Raw genomic sequence first — 19,520 nt, 5'->3', positions numbered from 1 at the left:
TTCAGTATAGCACAAAAGCAAGATATGCGACTTATTGAGGTGTGATATGTCGCAGTGTAACTGCATTGATTTGATGAATTGACTTTAAATCTCTAACAGTTGCGTCACGTTAGTTGTATTACAGTGATTTGAATAGAAAAAATAAACATAAATGAGGCCTTGCTTCAAAAAAAAGAACCAATTTCGTGCATATTGCATTGTTTTTGAAGTTTAGGCAAAGCAGACCCAGAGAGGAAGCATTAACCATGTTTGATAGAATACTGATTGTTTGTGTCGGCAATATATGCCGTTCTCCAGCCGCAGAGTCACTTCTAAAGCGACTTTTTCCTAATAAACAGATCAATTCTGCAGGAATTGAAGCTGTGGCTGGTCGTAAAGCTGATGACTTAGCGATCCAAGTGAGCTCAAACAATGGTTTTGACATTCAAAACCATAAGGCGACTAAGTTGACTCGCGAAATGTGTGCTAGCTACGATTTAATTCTAGTTATGGAGAAAGAACATCTCACCTTATTGTCTCATCTCGCGCCAGAAGCACGAGGGAAAGCATTTTTATTAGGCAAGTGGCTTAGTGATGCAGAGATCCCTGATCCGTACAATAAAAGCAGAGAAGCTTTTGACCATGTTTACAAATTGATCGAGCAGTCCGTAAATGCTTGGTCATCAAAAATCCCGCAGTGAGACAACGCATGACTGGCGTATTAAAGAATAGTCTCGCGTTATTGGCAATATTTCTTATTCAAGCGTGCACTATTCCAGGATCTCATATCGATGTTGATACTGGAGCTAGAACTGCTCAAAGTGAGGTAACAGTCATCAAGCTTAGCTCCGAGAATATTATTCAGTTTGCGTCTGAAAAGGTACTTGCCCAATCTAATCCAATCCTTGAACAGCAGATACAGAGTTATGAATATCGAATTGGGGTGGGGGATGTACTTAATATCGTCGTTTGGGACCACCCTGAACTTACCATTCCAGCAGGCTCTTACAGGAGCTCAGAAGAGGCGGGAAGTTGGGTCCATTCTGATGGAAGCATATTCTACCCATATGTAGGTACAGTGAATGTAGCAGGTAAAACGGTAACTCAAGTAAGAGACGTCTTGGCTGAAAAGCTCGCGCTTTACATTGAGAGCCCACAAATTGATGTAAACGTTGCTGCATTTCGTTCTCAAAAAGTTTATATCACAGGTGAAGTTAACTTACCGAGCCAACAGAGTCTCACCAATATTCCTCTTACATTGTTAGATGCGATAAATGTAGCTGGTGGATTATCACAGGATGCTGATTGGAGAAATGTTGTTTTGACACGCGATGGGAGTGAGGAAGTTATTTCACTCTCCGCCCTCATTCAATCTGGGGATCTGAAGCATAATCGATTACTCCACCATGGTGATATTGTTCATATTCCAAGAAACGACAGTCAAAAAGTATTTGTGATGGGTGAAGTCAACTCACCACAGCTTCTCAAAATTGATCGAGCGGGAATGAGTCTTACGGAAGCATTAAGTGCGGTAGGAGGGATTAACGAGCTGTCTGCGGATGCTACGGGTGTGTTTGTTGTGCGTTCAGCCTCGATGTATCAAGACAATTTGGCAGATATTTATCAGCTTGATATTCAAGATGCAACCGCTTTGGTGATCGGCACAGAGTTTGAACTAAAGCCTTACGATATCGTTTATGTAACAGCTGCGCCTGTATCTCGCTGGAATAGGGTCATTGCCCAACTAATCCCGACAATTAGTGGTTTTAATAGTTTAACCGAAGGCACGAATAGAATTCGAAACTGGTAAGTTTTATAAATAATCAAGAGAACTGGCATGGCAGAGAGTATTAACCGTACCCAAACTGAAGATGAAATAGATTTAGGTCGTCTGTTTTCTCATCTAATGGAGCATTGGTGGTTTATTATAATTTTGACAGTGAGTTTCACTGCTATTGGAGGTATTTATGCGTGGGTTTTAACACCTATCTATAAGGCTGATGCGCTGATTCACGTTGAGCAGAAGTCTTCAGGGGTTAGCTCGTTAGTAAGTGATGGGTTCGGTGATATGTTTCACTTTGACTCGTCAGCAACAACTGAGGTAGAAATTCTAAAGTCTAGGATGGTATTAGGTAATACGGTGGATAAACTGGGCTTAGATATCTCTGTAGAGCCCCAATACTCATTTTTAGGAGGTCAAGCGACAGCGAGAGCACTTGGTCTTAATGCGTTTGCGGATGTCGGCTACATAGAGCATTTGTCACATAGGTCAGAAGATTTTCTATTGGTTAAAATTGATAATGTTAAGTTTGATTACGCTCTTTATGACTTACAAGGTAAGCATCTACTAAATGGCCGAGTTGGAGAAATGTCTACGGCAAATGATGAGGTAGCGATCTTTGTGGTAGATTTAGTCGCTGAGAACGGGCAAGAGTTTATAGTGTCGAGGGGCTCTAGAGTCGATGCGGTAAGTCGCTTGCAAAATAGTCTTTCTGTTAGCGAGCGTGGGAATCAAAGTGGAATTTTACAGCTTTCTCTAGAGGGGACGAACCAAGCGCAAATTGAACGAATTCTAGACGATATTAGCGTTAACTACTTGAGCCAGAATGTGTCCCGGCAACAGGCTGAAGCGGAAAAGAGTTTGCTCTTTTTGCATCAACACCTCCCTGAGGTACAGAGTGCATTGAACCAAGCTGAAGATCTATTGAATGAATATCGTCAAGATCAAGAGTCGGTTGATTTGAGTTTAGAGGCGCGTTCGACACTTCAAGTGATGGTGCAGTTGGAAGCCCAATTAAACGAGCTGTCTTTCAAGGAAATTGAGGTCTCACAGCGCTACACTCCTGACCATCCCGCATACGTCTCTTTATTGCAACAAAGACAAACGTTGTTGGCAGAGAAGGAACGTCTGAATAAGCAGATACAACGGCTACCTAGGACACAACGCGAAGTACTTCGACTAACGCGCGATGTTGAAGTAAATCAGCAAATTTATGTTCAGCTACTCAATAAAGTTCAAGAACTGAATATTCTAAAGGCAGGTACGGTAGGTAATGTACGTATTATTGACGATGCTCAGTCATCTCTTCATCCAGTCAAACCTAAAAAAGCACTCATTGTAGTATTGGCGACCTTGCTTGGTAGTATGTTGAGTGTTGCGGCTGTGCTTGTTAAGTTAGCGTTTTACAGAGGAATTGTATCCCCGGATGAAATAGAGGAGCTCGGTATCGCCGTTTATGCATGCGTGCCGAAGTCAAAGCAGCAACAGGAGTTGACCCTGAAAGGAAAAAACAAATATGTCAAAGCTGTTTTAGCACACGTAAATCCAGCTGATATATCTGTGGAAGCTTTGCGGTCATTAAGAACAAGTTTACACTTCGCGATGCTTGAAGCAAAAAATAATATTGTTGTTATATCTGGGCCTTGTCCAAATATTGGTAAGTCTTTTGTTGCCACGAACTTTGCGAGTGTCGCTGCACAGTCTGGTCAACGCGTATTGCTGATTGATGGTGATATGCGTAAAGGCCAAATACACAAACCCATGGGGCTAGAACAAGAAAATGGGTTGTCGGACTACTTAATCGGGTCGGCCTCAGCCGAACAAATTATTGAGAGCACTCAGTCATTTAATGGAGACGTTATTACAAGGGGTACGACGCCACCGAATCCATCTGAGTTGTTAATGAGTGCTCGATTTAGTGAGTTACTAGAGTGGGCAAACCAAAGGTATGATCTTGTTATTGTCGATACGCCGCCAATACTTGCAGTAACAGATCCCAGTGTGGTAGGTGCGATGGCAGGCACAACTATGTTAGTTGCTCGCTATGGTGTAAATACAGCGAAAGAGTTAGAAGTATCAAAAGCTCGATTTGAACAAGCTGGTGTTGATGTAAAAGGTGTGATTTTTAATGCTGTCGAGGACAAGCGTTCAAATGGTTATGGTTATTACAGCTATGGCTACGCTTATACTGATAGAAATTAACAATTATGTGTATTAGTAATTCATTCTTCGTTTGATATCTGCTGATGAGAACAAAACCGCGCACTTCATATCGAGGGCGCGGGTTTATTAACCTTACTGCTTTTCAGCAAACGTCACTTGGTAAGAACCAATACCCGCGTATTCAATCGTTGTTGGCTTGTTGAACTCAACTTCTACGATGCCACAGTAAGAGCCTGTGATGATGGCTTCACCGGCAGCGAAATCTGTGCCGCGACGCGTCATGTAGTTGATTAACCAGTAGATTGGCGTTTGCGCTAGTGAGTTAGGGTGTGTGCCAGCGAAGGTTTGTACATTGCCTTCTTGCGTTACTGTGATATCAATATTTGCTGCTGCGAATGCTTTCTCACGCTCGATTTCTGGACCGATGAACATGCCTTGGTTCACTAGGCAGTCAGCCAGCTTCTCGAAGAACTCTGCGCCGCTGTCATCTGCAAAACGAGCTTGCATTAGTTCAAGTGCCATGTGGCATGAACCGATTGCGTCGTTGATCTCTGCTTCGCTGTAACCATTTGGGTTAGCAGGTAGCGCTTTGTTTAGTACAAATGCGATCTCAGGTTCGACGCGAGCAGCGTTGTTGTCAGCAAAAAGCTCACACTTCTCACCTTGTTGGATGCTGTCAGCAAAGATAGGTGCAACAACAAACCTGTCGTCAGCCAGTGGCAGAAGACACTTCCAACCGCCCACTTTGTCACTATGTAGGTCAATCATTGATGACTGGATAGCCAATGCATCTTCAACGTTGCTTGGGCGCTGTGTTTCTTCAAGACGTGGCGCTTTGGTACCTGGCACGCGGCGGCTTAGCAGCTCTGAAGCAGCAAGTTTAAATTCGTTAGTCATATTGTATTACCTTTTGGTTTGTATCCAACGATAATAACCAAAATTACTATGAGTGGGTAGAGAAAGAGTAAAGAGTGTGATTTGACGAGGCATTACGGTGAGAAAGTGCCGTGTAGAGAAACACGGCACGACAAATGATGTTAAAGAATAACAGTCTTATTTCCGTAGACGAAAACGTGGTCATTAAGCACTTTATTCAGTGCTTTACTAAGTACATTCTTCTCAACATCTCGACCCGCCTGCGCCATGTCTTTGGCACTGAAGTTATGATCGACGGGAATCACATCTTGTTTGATGATCGGGCCTTCATCGAGGTCGTTGGTAACAAAGTGCGCAGTCGCACCGATGATCTTCACACCACGCTCATACGCTTGTTGATAAGGCTTGGCGCCAATAAAGGCCGGTAAGAAGCTGTGGTGGATGTTGATGATTTTGTGATGATACTTTTCAACAAAGCCCGGTGTTAACACGCGCATATATTTAGCAAGTACTAGGTAATCTGGTTGGTATTGCTCTACCACCTCTAACATCTTTTTCTCGTGCTCTTCGCGATTAAGTTCTTGGTGAGAGACATGGTGGTAGGGAATATCAAACTTTTCAGTCAGAGATTGCAGTGTGTCGTAGTTACCAACCACAGCAGCGATATCAACATCTAAGCTACCGTCGTAGGTTTTCATCAAAATATCACCTAAGCAGTGGGCTTCTTTGGTCACTAGGATAACGACTTTCTTACGTGACGAATCAACCAACTTGCGGTTAGCACCATCGGGCAGTGCTTGATCTAAATCGGCGAGAAACGTTTGATCGTTAAAATAGCCTTCAAGCTCCGTGCGCATAAAGAAATGGCCACTGGTATTATCCACGAACTCATTGTTGTGAATGATGTTTAGCTGATGTTTATAACAGATATTGGTGATCTTTGAGATCAGTCCCGGCGCGTCACTGCAATGGGTTAATAGTGTTTTCTTTTCCATTGACGAAATACTTCCATGATTAATTTACATTCCGTTCAGCCACTCCAACGATTGTGATTTTTTTCAGTCGAGTGTCGGAGTGAGGCTAATTGACTCTAATAATTAATCTATTCTCGACTTTGTTTCAACCAAAGAATGTCGCACGGCCGTCTTAAAGCTGCCATAATCGCTACTCATTTCATCAAACATCCAGAGCAATGATCGACAAGACCTTTTCCGCAGACGGCGCGTTAGGTAAAGCTATTCCAGGCTTTCAGCCTCGCCAACCACAGCTCGATATGGCGCAAGCCGCCCACGATGCGATTCAAAACCAGAGTCAACTGGTGGTTGAGGCTGGAACGGGAACAGGAAAGACGTTTGCCTATTTAGTGCCTGCGCTGATGAGTGGGAAAAAGGTCATTATTAGTACGGGCTCGAAAAACCTGCAAGAGCAGCTGTTTCACCGAGACTTACCGCTGATGGTCGATGCGCTTGGATATTATGGCTCGGTCGCCCTATTAAAAGGGAGAGCCAACTATTTGTGCCTCGATAGACTGAGCCGCCAAATGGTCGAGGTGCATAATATTCAAGTGGAGAATGACGCACTGAGTCAGCTTATCAAGGTGCGAGCATGGTCTTCATCCACCAAGAGTGGTGATTTGGGTGAGTGCGAAGACATAGCCGAAGATAGCCCAATCATCCCGACTATAACCTCCACCAACGATAATTGTTTAGGCAAAGAGTGCCCAAGTTATACCGATTGCTTTGTGTTAAAGGCGCGCAAGCGTGCCATGGATGCCGATATTGTGGTGGTGAATCACCATCTGTTTCTTGCTGATCTTGCCATCAAAGAGACCGGGTTTGGTGAGTTAATCCCAGAAGCGGAGGTGTTCATCTTTGATGAAGCCCATCAGATCCCTGATATCGCCAGCCAGTATTTTGGTCAAACCATCTCGAGTCGAATGATTCACGAGCTCGCCAAAGATATCGAAATTGGCTATCGCACTGAAGCCAAAGACATGAAGCAGTTAAGCAAAGTGTCTGAGCAACTGGTGCAAACGGCGATGGATCTGCGTATCAACCTTGGCAACGCTGGATTTCGTGGCAACTGGCGTGAAGCGGTGAACTCACCAGCGATAAGCCTGGCTATCGGTCGCTTAACGGAATCACTCGATTTTGCGCTAGAGGTACTCAAACTGGCCTTGGGGCGCAGCCAAATTCTCGATTCTGCTTTTGAGCGAGCGACAACCATCGCCAACCGAATAGAGCGGGTGTGTGATGTGTCGATTACGGGGTATAGCTATTGGTATGAAACCACTAATCGTCATTTTGCCCTACACATTACCCCACTTTCGGTGGCAGATAAGTTTTACGAGCAGATTGAGCTCAAGCAGGGCGCTTGGATTTTCACCTCTGCTACGCTTGCGGTTAATGGTAATTTTGACCACTTTTCTGCGCGCTTGGGCTTAAAACCCACTAAACAGTTCTCTTTGCCAAGTCCATTTGATTATCAAAACCAAGCGCGTCTTTGTGTGCCCAAATACCTACCCGAACCTAACAGCCCCGGCCTTGCAAATAGGCTGGTGGATTTGCTTGCCCCGGTGATTGAGCATAACCGAGGCCGTTGCTTCTTTTTGTGCACATCCCATTCGATGATGAGAGAGCTGACAGAAGGCTTTCGTGAAACATTGACCATTCCTGTGTTGATGCAAGGTGAAACCACGAAACAAAAAACCTTGGCAGAGTTTATGGAGCTCGGCAATGCTCTATTGGTCGCAACAGGGGCATTCTGGGAGGGGATTGATGTTAGGGGCGACGCGCTTAGCTGTGTTATTATTGATAAATTACCCTTTACAGCACCGGATGATCCGCTGCTTAAGGCACGAATAGAAGATTGTCGCTTGAAAGGCGGCGATCCTTTCAGTGATGTTCAAATTCCTGATGCGGTCATTACGCTGAAACAGGGGGTTGGGCGTCTGATTCGAGATAAGAAAGATCGTGGTGCGTTGATCTTGTGTGATAATCGCATGGTCACGCGTGATTATGGTGGTGTGTTTCTATCCAGTTTACCACCTATTCCAAGAACGCGAGATTTACGTGTCATTACGGACTTTTTGACCGTTGAACAAAACCAAGATTAGAGATTTACATGAGCGTTAAAATATTGGCTGTCGACACAGCTACTGAGAACTGTTCGGTTGCCCTACTTGTGGGCGATAAAGTCTACAGTCGCAGCGAAGTTGCGCCAAGAGACCATACCAAGAAAATTCTGCCTATGGTCGATGAAGTATTGAAAGAGGCTGATCTAGCTCTAACGGACCTTGATGCATTGGCCTTTGGTCAAGGGCCTGGCAGCTTTACCGGTGTGCGAATTGGTATTGGTATTGCCCAAGGGTTAGGCTTTGGTGCGGAGCTACCGATGATCGGTATCTCCACCCTAAAAGCGATGGCGCAAGCTTCTTACCGCGTTCACGGAACAGAGCAAGTCATCGCAGCGATTGATGCTCGAATGAGCGAAGTTTACCTAGGTCAATATCAACGACTAGAAAGCGGTGATTGGATTGCGGTTGTACCAGAGTGTGTGATTCCACCACAAGAAGTCAATGGGCTGCTCGATTCGTCACCACTGACGTGGAAAACCGCAGGTACGGGCTGGGATGCTTACAGCGAGGCTTTGAGTGATTTGTCTTTGAGCTTATCAAAAGGCGACGTCTTGTATCCTGATGCGCAAGATATGGTTGTTTTGGCCAAATTTGAACTTGAGCAGGGTAATACGGTCGAAGCAGAAAGTGCTAGCCCAGTTTATCTGCGTGATAAGGTGGCTTGGAAAAAACTGCCAGGTCGTGAGTAGCAGGCTTGACCGTCAGTAACTGTCCTGAGCGCGTTAGTAGCGAAGTGATTCGCTAGAGAGAGTCCGTAGAGGTAAATATGGTTTCCATTGGTGGATTACCCCCTTCGTCGATACCCAATAATCGACGTGTAGGTAAGGCAAAGAACAACAAGCAAGTTCAAAAGTCTCAAGGTAAGACGGCGGTTGGTCAACCAAGTAAAGTTGCCAATGCGGTCTCTCATTCTATTCGTGACATCAACGAATCTGATCTTCACCGTGCACGTATCCAATATGACTTGCCGGAAGGACGTGGACGAAAGGCAATGCAAGAGTATATGGATGTGATGAACCAAGCTCGTCGCGAAGAGTTGTCGCAAATGTTGGGTGTCGACGTGTACATCTGATCCCCATCGATTCCTTTCACTTTCTATTCATTTCAAATCAAGGACGCTTTGTGTCGTTTCGTCTATCTGAGTGTCACATCAACAAAAAAGTGCAGTTGGAGTGGGGCAGCCTTGCCTATCGAGACTATCAACCTGCTCAAGCTGATCTAAATACGCCGACAGTGGTGTTTCTGCATGGCTGGCTAGATAATGCCGCCAGCTTTGATTCTACAATTGTCGAACTGATTAAATTACTACCGAATATACGGTGTATTGCGGTTGATTTAGCCGGTCACGGCTGGTCGGACCATAAATCATTAGGTCAATACTACGGATTTCATGAATACTTAGACGACTTTTCGCAACTATTGTCTAAGTTATCAGCAAATAGGTGTTTGATAGTAGGGCATTCTCTTGGTGCTTTGCTAGCAAGTTGCTATAGTTCCGCCTTTCCTGAGCATGTGATGGGTCTGGTGCAAATTGAAGGCTTATTACCGATAGCCGAAAATCCAGATAATCATGCTACTCGCATTCGACAAGCAGTGATCAGTCGACAGCGGATTCGGCAGAAGTCGCAAAAGAGCATGGACAGTTTTGCGAGTGCGATAGCTAAACGCACTCGCGCTAATCAACTGACACCGGAGCAGATAACGCCCATCGTTGCGCGAGGGACAGTCGAGCACGAAGGACGTTGGTTTTGGCGTCATGATCGCCGCTTATTGGCGGAATCAATTTATCGCATGTCGCCCGAGCACGCACAGGCAATCGTAGAGCAAGTTCAGTGTCCGTGGATATTGATTTTAGGAAGTCAGGGTTATCCAACACTCAAATCTCAATGGAAGAGCTATCTTGATGCAGACAAGGTAGTGACAATCAATGGCGGGCACCATTGTCATTTAGAGCAACCTCAACAGGTTGCAACCATAATTAGTGGCTTAGTTAACAAAATTTAAACAGTTGTTTGAGTGATTCGTGCTCTCCATCCTACGCTATGGTGTAATAGCACGATAATGATAACAGCTGTACTAATAACGAGGAGTTTTAACGTGGATAAACCTTGGCTTTCTCGCTACCCAAGCGATGTACCCGAGAGCATTAACCCTGACCAGTACGAATCATTGGTTGAGATGTTTGAGCAGTCTGTTCAGAAATACGCTGACCAACCCGCCTTTATGAATATGGGCTCGGTGATGACGTTCCGTAAGTTAGAAGAGCGCAGCCGTGCCTTTGCTGCCTACTTACAGAATGAACTGAAGCTTAAAAAGGGCGACCGCGTTGCTCTGATGATGCCAAATTTACTCCAATATCCAGTCGCCCTGCTTGGTGTGCTGCGTGCGGGTATGATTGCTGTCAATGTGAACCCACTTTATACGCCTCGTGAGCTTGAACATCAGTTGAATGATGCTGATGCAAAAGCAATTGTCATTGTGTCCAATTTTGCGAACACGCTTGAGCAAGTCGTAGACAACACGCCAATTAAACACGTTGTGCTAACAAGCCTTGGTCAAATGCTGCCACGCGCGAAAGGCACAATTGTTGACTTTGTGGTTAAGTACGTAAAAGGCATGGTGCCTAAGTACAACCTGCCAGGTGCTATCTCAATGCGCCAAGCGTTACACAAAGGTCGTCGCCTGCAATATGTTAAGCCGTTTATGTCTGGCGATGATATCGCGTTTTTACAATATACGGGCGGTACTACTGGTGTCGCAAAAGGCGCGATTCTGACTCACCGCAATATGATTGCAAACGTGATGCAAGCAAAAGGTGCATATGGGCCTGTTCTGTCTGAAGGTCGTGAACTCGTTGTAACGGCACTGCCGCTTTATCACGTCTTCGCGCTGACAGTAAACTGCCTACTGTTCATTGAAATGGGTGGTCGTAACCTATTGATCACGAACCCACGTGATATTCCAGGCTTTATTAAAGAGCTTAAACAGCACCCATTTACTGCCATTACCGGTGTAAACACACTGTTTAATGCGCTGGTTAACAATGAAGACTTCCATGAGCTCGATTTCAGCAACCTGCGTTTGGCTGTAGGTGGTGGCATGGCGGTTCAGCGCGCTGTGGCAGAGAGCTGGCAGCGTACGACGGGTTGTTACCTTCTTGAAGGCTATGGCCTAACTGAGTGTTCTCCACTGGTTGCAGCTTACCCGCATGATCTCGTGAAATACAATGGCTCTATTGGCCTGCCTGTACCGTCAACAGAAGTCCGTATTGTTGATGAAGAGGGTAATCCTTTAGCTAATACTGAGGTGGGTGAGCTTCAGGTTCGTGGTCCTCAAGTAATGCAAGGCTACTGGCAGCGTCCAGAAGCAACCAAAGAGGTGATTAACAGCGAAGGTTGGCTATCAACTGGCGATATCGTGAAGTTTGATGAAGATGGCTTCTTGCATATTGTTGACCGTAAAAAGACATGATCTTAGTATCGGGCTTCAACGTGTATCCTAACGAAATCGAAGACGTTGTCGCACTTCATGGTAAGGTGTTGGAAGTTGCAGCAATCGGTCAGCCACATGAAGTATCGGGTGAACTGGTGAAAATTTATGTGGTTAAGCGTGATCCTAGCTTAACCAAAGATGAAATCATTGCTCACTGTCGCCAGCATCTAACAGGCTATAAAGTGCCGAAGCTGGTAGAGTTTAAAGAAGATCTACCAAAGACCAACGTCGGTAAGATTCTTCGTCGCGTACTTCGCGAAGAGAATGATGCTGAGTTAGCAAAAAAGAGTCAGCGTAATTCGTTGTTCGTTTTGATAAAATGCCAGCACACATGCTGGCATTTTTATTTTTACAGCCCCCACAAAGAGAATTTTGAGTGAAATACCAAATCGTTAAGAGTCAGGAAGCACTAGTGTCGGTCTGCGAGGCCGCTCGCCGAGCAGAAAAGGTCATGTTGGATACCGAGTTTGTACGTATTCGTTCTTACTTTCCTAAGCTGGGCTTAGTTCAGTTGTTTGACGGTGAACAACTGTCATTGATTGATCCACTAGAACTGCACGATTTAGAACCTTTAGCTGAGTTGCTACGTGATGAATCTGTACTAAAAGTACTTCATGCCTGCGGCGAAGATCTAGAGGTGTTTCAAAATGACTTAGGCTGTTTGCCAACACCGATGCTCGATACACAAATCATGGCGGCGTTTCTTGGCCACGGTTTATCCACTGGCTTTGCTAGCTTGGTCAACGAATACCTCGGGGTTGAGTTAGATAAATCAGAATCGAGAGCTGATTGGACAGCCCGCCCATTAACGCAAAAGCAGCTAGACTACGCCGCAGCAGACGTACACTATTTGTGGCCGCTGTACGAAAGTTGGCACAGAAGTTATCACAAACCCCGTGGCAGGCAGCTGCGCAAGACGAATCGGCATCGCTGGCAGCTAAGCGTATAAAAACAATTGAGCCGACTAAACTTTACCGTGACATAAAAGGCGCTTGGCAACTAAAGCCAAAGCAGCTCGCTATTTTGCAGCCTCTCGCCGCTTGGCGCTATAAAGAGGCGGTGAAGCGTGATTTGGCATTAAACTTCATCTTCAAAGAGAATGAGCTGCTGGATATCGCGAGTAATGGTGTCACTTCAACCAAAACGATGGAAGGGATGGGGATAGACCCACGCTCTATTCGTCGTCATGGCGAGAGAATCGTTCAGATCGTTAAGAAGGCACAAAACGTGTCTAAAGAGAGTTACCCAGCATCGATTACTCGAGTGGTTGATCTCCCGGGTTATAAACAAGAGTTCAAGTTGCTTAAAGACGAAGTGAAAAAAGCCAGTGCCAAAACTGGGCTTGCGACTGAGTTTTTAGCGTCTAAGAAGCAACTGAATCAGTTTATCCGCTGGGTGAAAGACTATGACATGTCTGTTGAGCGTAAACCGGATGTGATGAAAGGTTGGCGAGCAGAATGCTTTGAAGAACGTTTGGTTAAGTTACTGAAAAGATAAAATAAATCAGCCATAAATATTGATAAAGCCAGAGTTATTACTCTGGTTTTTTTACGGCGATAATAAAGTCTGTAACGGATTGTAACTGTGCTAGTAGAGTTGATCTTGCGCAATAAGTTTCGTATTTGGATTGAGTAATGTTGCACTAGTAAGCGACAAGGTAAGTTGCTTTGTCGCTCTAATCAGCCCAAATGGAATTAATATAATTATGAAAACGAAAACTCTAATCGCAGCTTCTTTGTCTGCACTAATCACTCTTCCAGCACTCGCCGATCACACTGTGATTGATGGTCTTGATTTTGGCCCACTAGCGAAGCTAGTCGGCACATGGCAATCGGTTGACGCTGGTGGTGTCGACATTTCTCCAGGTCAAGAGGGGAGCGATGTTGGCAAAGGCGGTCCTGCAGTAACCCCTTTTTATGAAACGATCACCTTTGAAGTGGCTGCTGATGCGGTAAATGCAAGTGATCAGATGCTAGTTGCGTTATATTACAAACAAGAAGTATTCCGCAAAGCCGATGACAGCAAGTTCCATGACCAACGTGGTTACTTTATCTATGATGCTAAAAACCAAATCGTATATAACTCTTACTGTGTACCTCGTACTACCTGTGTTACAGCTGAAGGCCCTGCAGGGAACGACATGACACTAGTTGCTTCAGGACGTGGTATCGCGGAATCGAATTACATGACCGAAAACGCATCAACAACGTCATTTACGATGAACATTAAGTTCGATGAAGAGACGCTAACTTACACTCAAAGCACTGGTCTTGATATCTATGGCAATCAATTTGCCCACACTGATTCGAGCACTCTGAAAAAAGTGAAATAATAAGATTTCCCTAAATAGTCTTTGATGACATTTCAATTAGCGCCGGCTTTTAGTCGGCGCTTTTTTGCATCAAACTTGCAGTTAATGCGTACTTCTTGTGTATATCATGTCGTGTTTTTACGCGACACTAACATCGAACGCGTGTATATGCGTTTAAATGATTATTGCCAACACCTATATCCATATTTGCAATACGGAAAAGTCGGGAGGCTTTTATGGAAATGAAGACCCTTTACCAAGTCCTATTGATTAGTGTGCTCTCTGGAAGTGCCTATGCTAACGCGCGATATGCCACGCAGGTGAGTTCCGATGTCATTTTAGGTCAAGAACATAGCACGCAAGAAGAGGCTTTACAGGAAGGCAAGACGCTGGAGTCACAGTTACTAAGTCAAACCTCATATGAGTTGAGTAAGTCACAAAGAACAAGGGTGGTGACTGTCAATAATCGTTCGTTCGAGGTGACGAAATCTGACGTTAAGGTTCTGTCACAGTTTGACGAAAAGGGAAATAAAGTGTTCAAACCAGAAGTCAGTTATAAGTATCAATACGATTATCGCGACTACAATTAGTAAACAAAAAGAGCAGTGTCTTAACTGTGTCGTCAAGCCTTGCTGCTCTTTGTTCTTTATGTGTGGTTTAAACTAGCAAATCACTTTAATTGCCAGTCCACCTTGAGAGGTTTCACGGTATTTGGCGTTCATATCTTTACCCGTTTCAAGCATCGTCTCGATAACTTTATCTAACGATACACGAGGGTCTGATGAACGGCGCAGTGCCATACGCGTAGAGTTAATCGCCTTAACCGCAGCGATGCCATTGCGTTCGATACAAGGGACTTGAACTTGACCAGCAACAGGGTCACAAGTCAGGCCAAGGTTGTGCTCCATAGCGATTTCTGCTGCCATACACACTTGCTCAGGGCTGCCACCCATCAGCTCTGCTAGGCCGGCCGCCGCCATTGAGCAGGCCACACCCACTTCACCCTGGCATCCGACTTCAGCACCCGAAATAGACGCGTTCATCTTGTAAAGAGAGCCGATAGCACCAGAAGCAGCAAAGTAACGCGTGTAGTCTTTTTCAGTAACCTGCTGAATGAACTTGTCATAGTAAGCTAATACCGCAGGGATGATGCCACACGCACCATTGGTTGGAGCCGTTACGACGCGACCACCTGCAGCGTTTTCTTCATTGACAGCGAACGCAAACATGTTGACCCAATCGACAACTGCCATTGGATCTGTACTGGTCTTCTCGCTCGTCAGAAGTTGCTGACGAAGTGCAGAGGCACGGCGAGGCACACGAAGTGGACCCGGCAGAATACCTTCGGTGTTCATACCGCGCTCCATACACTCATGCATGGTTTGCCAGATATTTGCGTAGTTAGTGCGAATGGTTTCTTCCGCGTTTAGCGCGCGTTCATTGTGCATCACCAAACCACTGATAGACAGGCCGCTCTCTTTACATTGAGCAACCAGTGTTTCAGCTGAGTTGAATGCGTAAGGCACTTGAATAGGGTTTTCTTCTGTCTTACCAAAGTTCTCTTCGTCAACGATGAACCCACCGCCGATAGAGTAATAAGTTTTAGAATACGCTAACTCATCACCCGCCCATGCGTGAATCTGCATACCATTCTCGTGTAGAGAAAGGTTTGAAGTATGGAAATTCATACCGCCTTCACGAGGGAAATCAACAGTATGGCTACCGTGATCAAGTGCAAGCTTCTCTGTAGCCTCAACATTGGCAATAAAGCTTGGAATAGAATCTATATCAACGCTCTCAGGGCTGTTTCCTCCTAAGCCCATAATGATAGCGATATCTGTGTGGTGACCTTTCCCTGTCAGTGATAATGAGCCATAAACGTCAACGGTAATTTTTGTGATGGTTTGCAGCTTCTCCATTGAGCGCAAATCATCAACAAATTCTTTACCCGCTTTCATTGGACCTACTGTATGCGAGCTAGAAGGGCCAACACCAATTTTATAGACATCGAAAACACTAATCATGTTCAACCTCGAATAAAAATGGCCCCACTACTGGGGCCAATTGAAGGGCGGTAGTTTATATCGGATTTATTCTAATGAGAAGATTAGAAAATACCGTTAATTGCAGATGTTACCGCTGCTAGACCACAGATGGCGGTGAAGATTTGTGCCGCTTTTGAAGTTTTCAGCTTCGCCATCGCAGGCACTTTGTTCATTGTGTAGATAGGTAGCAAGAACAGAATCGCTGCGATCATTGGAGCGCCAAGTTCCTCGATCATACCCAAGATATCTGGATTGATGATAGCCACAGCCCAAGTTGTTAGCACGATGAAGAGAATTGAGCCTTTTTCGATTTTAGATTCTGGCATGCTAGAGCGAGACTTCACTAGACCCACTAGGCCTTCTTGAGCACCTAGGAAGTGACCAAAGTAGCTCGAAGTGATCGCCGCAAACGCAACGATAGGGCCAAGGGTTGAAATCAGTGGTGATTCGTGGATATTCGCCAAGTAAGACAAAACACTGATGTTTTGCGCTTGTGCTTCTGCGAGTTGCTCTGGAGATAGAGAAAGTACAACAGAGAATACAAAGAACATAACGAAGCCCATTAGCATTACGGCAGCACCGCCAGTAATAGCATCTGTCTTCTTAACAGCGTTGTCACCGTGCGCAAGGCGCTGCTCTTTAGTGAACTGGCTGATGATTGGGCTGTGGTTGAATGAGAATACGATCATTGGAAGCGCAAGCCAGATCATTGAAGGCATTGAGCTCCAGTCTGGGCTAACAGACATCATTGATGTGTTCCAATCAGGGATTAGGTAGAAAGAGAGAGCAAGCAGGATGATCACCAGTGGGTAAACTAATGCCGATGTTGCTTTAAGCATCAGCTCTTTACCGAATAAGATGCCCGTAGTCATCATTGCAATCAGTGCACCAGAAAGAAGGGGACGTGGAATCGATTCCATACCCATCTGGTTGACTAGGAATGAATCCACGGTGTTTGTGATACCAACACCGTAGATAAGCACGATAGGGTAAATCGCAAAGAAGTAAGCGAAAGTGATGAGGTTTGCGCCAGTTTTACCAAAGTGCTCTTCAACGGTTTCACTGATGTCTGCGTTTGGATTCTTTGCAGAAAGCACGAAGCGAGCGAGAGATTTGTGTGCGAACCAAGTCATTGGGAACGCGATCAATGCAAGAATAGCCAGAGTCCAGAAACCACCTGCACCAGCACGGATTGGTAAGAAAAGAACACCAGCACCTACTGCCGTACCGAATAGTGATAGACACCATGTGAAGTCTTTGTAAGTGAACTTACTTGTGTTTACAGCAGTCGCTGTATTAGTAGAAATAGTCATGATTTAGATTACTCATTATTTTGGGAACAGGAAATAATCGGCGCCAATTCTGCAATTTAAAATTGCAAAATTATTAGATCTAGATCACATAATGTAAGCGGGCGTTTCAGTGTTTTTGCAAAAGTTGTCCTGTGTCATATTTTTACGTGCTACAGCATTAGGGTTGTTATTTTTTGACATTAGAAAAACTAATTAACTTTGCGATGATATTTGAGCGGATTAAAATGAATTTAAGCAAACGTTTACTTTTCTTGTAATACAATATTACCACTGGGTTGCTTGTGTAAACTGCTGATTTAGCGTGTTTTTATTAAATATGCTGCTCATCGATAAATGACAGGTGCAGGGCGAGGTTATGCAGTATTTGTCCTGTCACACCCCAAATGAAATGATTCTTGTAGCTAATGCCAAACAGGCGGTGATGAGTGCGTTTAATGGTGACGGTGGTGGTTTTGAGAACACTCGGATCGAGTAATTTAACCACCGGAATTTCTATCACTTCCGCGACCTCATCGCGGTTGATGGTCAATTGATGATTGTCATCGATAAAAGCCAAAATCGGCGTTACGTTGAATTGACTGATTGTCGGGAGAGGGGGGAGCGTTCCGATAGGTGTAATCTTTGATGAAGGGATACCGACCTCTTCTTCCGTTTCTCGAATCGCCGTTTCAAGTAAGGAGTGGTCAGTTGGATCTTGTTTTCCTCCCGGGAAGCTTATTTGCCCAGGATGATGGCGAAGGTGCTGCGCTCGTTTAGTTAACAGCACAGATAAACCTACAGGGCGTTCAATAAAGCCGATGAGTACCGCTGCAGCACGAAACTGCTCGATAGGCATAGTGGCTAAACGTCCAAGGGATTGAGGATGGTAGTGTCTTTGTGGAGAGAGGCTAAAGTGCGTCAATAGATCTTGGCGCGTTATGGTCATGTCTCTCTCCTTAGTTAGCTGTGTCAGTGGGCGACGTCATTCGTCCTTGAATGTGCGTGTGTATCTTGTTTACTGAGTCAAAGTCATTTCTAATGAATAAACTATAGTACAGGCAGAATTTTGCTGACCTTATCGAAGGTTTCTTGATATTCACTCTCACACACACTGTCTGCTACGATGCCGCCGCCTGCCCACGCATGTAAAGCACCATTTTCTGCCACCAGTGTTCTGATGGTGATACTGGTGTCCATCTGACCATGACGGCTTATATAGCCGATACTTCCGCAATAGGCACTGCGTCTGTGAGGTTCAAGCTCTTCAATAATCTCCATTGCTCTGACCTTAGGAGCACCAGTAATTGAGCCGCCAGGGAAGCAGGCGCGCAAAAGCTCACTAGGGCTATATTGTGCATCGAGCTCTGCTCTGACTGTGCTAACGAGGTGATGTACAGCTGGAAAGCTCTCAATATCAAACAGCTTCGGCACATGGACACTACCAGGTTTGGCTACTCGGCCAATATCGTTTCGCAATAGATCGACAATCATCAGGTTTTCTGCCTGATCTTTTTCTGCGCTGGCCAGTTCATTAGCCGACTGTTTGTCTTGCTCAGTTGATTCGAAGCGTGGGCGGGTTCCCTTGATCGGCTTCGTTTCGATGAGCTCTTGTTTAAGCTGAATAAATCTCTCAGGAGAGATACTCAGAATCGCACTCTCTTCTAGGCGAATAAAAGCCGAAAAAGGCGCACCATTAACTTGCTCAAGTTTTTGATAAGCTTGCCACTCGCTACCCTGATATTGCGCTTTCCAGCGCTGAGCTAAATTGATTTGATAGCAGTCGCCCGACAAAAGATAGTCATGGATGGCAGCAAATTTATCGGCATAGTCTTGTTGTGACATATTAGCCTGCCAATCAGAGGTTAAAGCGAATGTCTTAGATTGTGGGCTGTGCTGCTCAGTAAGCCACTGTAGTTTCTTGCGTGGGTTATCTGCCACCATATAGGCCGCCTGCTGCTGGTGGTCAACAATCATTGCCCAGTCATACAAACCAATCGCCATGTCAGGTGTTGTGAGATCTTTTGTGGCGAGCTCGGGCATGTTCTCTACTCGACGACCTAAGTCATAACTAAAGTAGCCAAGCGATCCGCCAAGAAACGGTAACTCACTATCACTTTCGATAGTGGGAAGGTATTGTTCAGAAAGCGCTTGAATCAGCGCAAATGGGTCTTCACTAGAATGTGTTTTTTCGTCAGGTGTCGTTACAGTGCTCTCATTACCGACGGTCGTTATTGTCACAACAGGCTCTGCCACCAGAATATCGAATCGACTATCAACATGATCTTTAGACGCAGAGCGCAGCAACATCGCCCATGGCAGATGCTCTACGCGTGAAAAGTAGTCACAGGCCAGTGTTGGCTGATACTCAAGTGGAAGAATATTTGGTTCAACGCGAGTTAAAGGCATAGCAGTGAAGGCTTCTAATAACGAAATTAGGCGCAATTTT

At 45.2% G+C, this 19,520-nt stretch carries 15 protein-coding genes and 2 pseudogenes; 11 read left to right on the top strand and 6 right to left on the bottom strand.

Annotated elements, in window-relative coordinates; translation table 11 throughout:
* Positions 1-245 precede the first annotated feature (245 nt).
* Genes QWZ05_RS21645 through QWZ05_RS21635 form a run of 3 tightly spaced genes read left to right on the top strand, consistent with a single transcriptional unit; the run spans position 246 to position 3,961 of the window.
* The gene (locus tag QWZ05_RS21645; RefSeq protein ID WP_290300646.1) at positions 246-680 is read left to right on the top strand and encodes an arsenate reductase/protein-tyrosine-phosphatase family protein; all 435 of its coding nucleotides are present in this window, start codon (positions 246-248) and stop codon (positions 678-680) included.
* A gap of 8 nt (positions 681-688) precedes the next feature.
* A complete protein-coding gene (locus QWZ05_RS21640) occupies positions 689-1,789 on the top strand; it encodes a polysaccharide export protein (RefSeq protein ID WP_290300645.1) in 1,101 nt (366 codons plus the stop codon).
* A gap of 27 nt (positions 1,790-1,816) precedes the next feature.
* Positions 1,817-3,961, top strand: a complete 2,145-nt coding sequence (locus QWZ05_RS21635; RefSeq protein WP_290300643.1) for a polysaccharide biosynthesis tyrosine autokinase — start codon at positions 1,817-1,819, stop codon at positions 3,959-3,961.
* A gap of 93 nt (positions 3,962-4,054) precedes the next feature.
* On the opposite strand, the gene QWZ05_RS21630 is transcribed toward QWZ05_RS21635, so the two are convergent.
* The gene (locus QWZ05_RS21630) at positions 4,055-4,819 is read right to left on the bottom strand and encodes a hydratase (protein WP_290300641.1); all 765 of its coding nucleotides are present in this window, start codon (positions 4,817-4,819) and stop codon (positions 4,055-4,057) included.
* 140 nt (positions 4,820-4,959) lie between these two features.
* Positions 4,960-5,793: a formyltetrahydrofolate deformylase gene (purU, locus tag QWZ05_RS21625; protein WP_290300638.1), complete on the bottom strand. Its 834-nt coding sequence runs from the start codon at positions 5,791-5,793 to the stop codon at positions 4,960-4,962.
* Positions 5,794-5,990: 197 nt separating this feature from the next.
* On the opposite strand from purU, the gene yoaA reads away from it, so the two are divergent.
* The 8 genes and pseudogenes from yoaA (at position 5,991) to QWZ05_RS21585 (ending at position 14,327) form a co-directional block, all read left to right on the top strand.
* A complete protein-coding gene (gene yoaA / locus QWZ05_RS21620) occupies positions 5,991-7,913 on the top strand; it encodes a DNA repair helicase YoaA (protein ID WP_290300636.1) in 1,923 nt (640 codons plus the stop codon).
* Between the two features lie 8 nt (positions 7,914-7,921).
* Positions 7,922-8,623 (top strand): tRNA (adenosine(37)-N6)-threonylcarbamoyltransferase complex dimerization subunit type 1 TsaB, encoded by a 702-nt coding sequence (gene tsaB / locus QWZ05_RS21615; RefSeq protein ID WP_264875249.1) that lies wholly within the window; start codon positions 7,922-7,924, stop codon positions 8,621-8,623.
* A gap of 77 nt (positions 8,624-8,700) precedes the next feature.
* Positions 8,701-9,006: a chromosome partitioning protein ParA gene (locus QWZ05_RS21610; protein ID WP_290300633.1), complete on the top strand. Its 306-nt coding sequence runs from the start codon at positions 8,701-8,703 to the stop codon at positions 9,004-9,006.
* A gap of 50 nt (positions 9,007-9,056) precedes the next feature.
* Entirely contained in the window at positions 9,057-9,938 is an 882-nt protein-coding gene (locus QWZ05_RS21605; RefSeq protein ID WP_290300631.1) for an alpha/beta fold hydrolase, read from the top strand.
* A 93-nt stretch (positions 9,939-10,031) separates the two neighbouring features.
* Positions 10,032-11,716, top strand: a pseudogene (fadD, locus tag QWZ05_RS21600) (long-chain-fatty-acid--CoA ligase FadD); the annotation flags it as partial.
* Positions 11,717-11,802: 86 nt separating this feature from the next.
* A pseudogene (gene rnd, locus QWZ05_RS21595) lies at positions 11,803-12,923 on the top strand (ribonuclease D).
* Positions 12,924-13,131: 208 nt separating this feature from the next.
* Entirely contained in the window at positions 13,132-13,758 is a 627-nt protein-coding gene (locus QWZ05_RS21590; RefSeq protein WP_264875254.1) for a heme-binding beta-barrel domain-containing protein, read from the top strand.
* Between the two features lie 215 nt (positions 13,759-13,973).
* Positions 13,974-14,327, top strand: a complete 354-nt coding sequence (locus tag QWZ05_RS21585) for a DUF3316 domain-containing protein (protein WP_264875255.1) — start codon at positions 13,974-13,976, stop codon at positions 14,325-14,327.
* Positions 14,328-14,399: 72 nt separating this feature from the next.
* Here QWZ05_RS21585 and QWZ05_RS21580 read toward each other — a convergent pair whose 3' ends face one another.
* From QWZ05_RS21580 to pabB, 4 genes are all read right to left on the bottom strand, one after another.
* Positions 14,400-15,761 (bottom strand): L-serine ammonia-lyase, encoded by a 1,362-nt coding sequence (locus tag QWZ05_RS21580; RefSeq protein WP_264875256.1) that lies wholly within the window; start codon positions 15,759-15,761, stop codon positions 14,400-14,402.
* 83 nt (positions 15,762-15,844) lie between these two features.
* Positions 15,845-17,095, bottom strand: a complete 1,251-nt coding sequence (locus QWZ05_RS21575) for an aromatic amino acid transport family protein (protein WP_390216222.1) — start codon at positions 17,093-17,095, stop codon at positions 15,845-15,847.
* A gap of 310 nt (positions 17,096-17,405) precedes the next feature.
* Complete coding sequence (locus QWZ05_RS21570) at positions 17,406-18,020, bottom strand: CoA pyrophosphatase (RefSeq protein ID WP_290300627.1); 615 nt, start codon at positions 18,018-18,020, stop codon at positions 17,406-17,408.
* 101 nt (positions 18,021-18,121) lie between these two features.
* Positions 18,122-19,480 carry an aminodeoxychorismate synthase component 1 gene (gene pabB, locus QWZ05_RS21565; protein WP_390216332.1) on the bottom strand — a complete coding sequence of 453 codons (1,359 nt, stop codon included), beginning with the start codon at positions 19,478-19,480 and terminating at the stop codon, positions 18,122-18,124.
* Between the last annotated feature and the right edge of the window lie 40 nt (positions 19,481-19,520).

Source organism: Vibrio agarivorans, assembly GCF_030409635.1.
GTDB lineage: Bacteria > Pseudomonadota > Gammaproteobacteria > Enterobacterales > Vibrionaceae > Vibrio > Vibrio agarivorans.
This window is presented reverse-complemented; position numbering and strand designations above follow the sequence as displayed.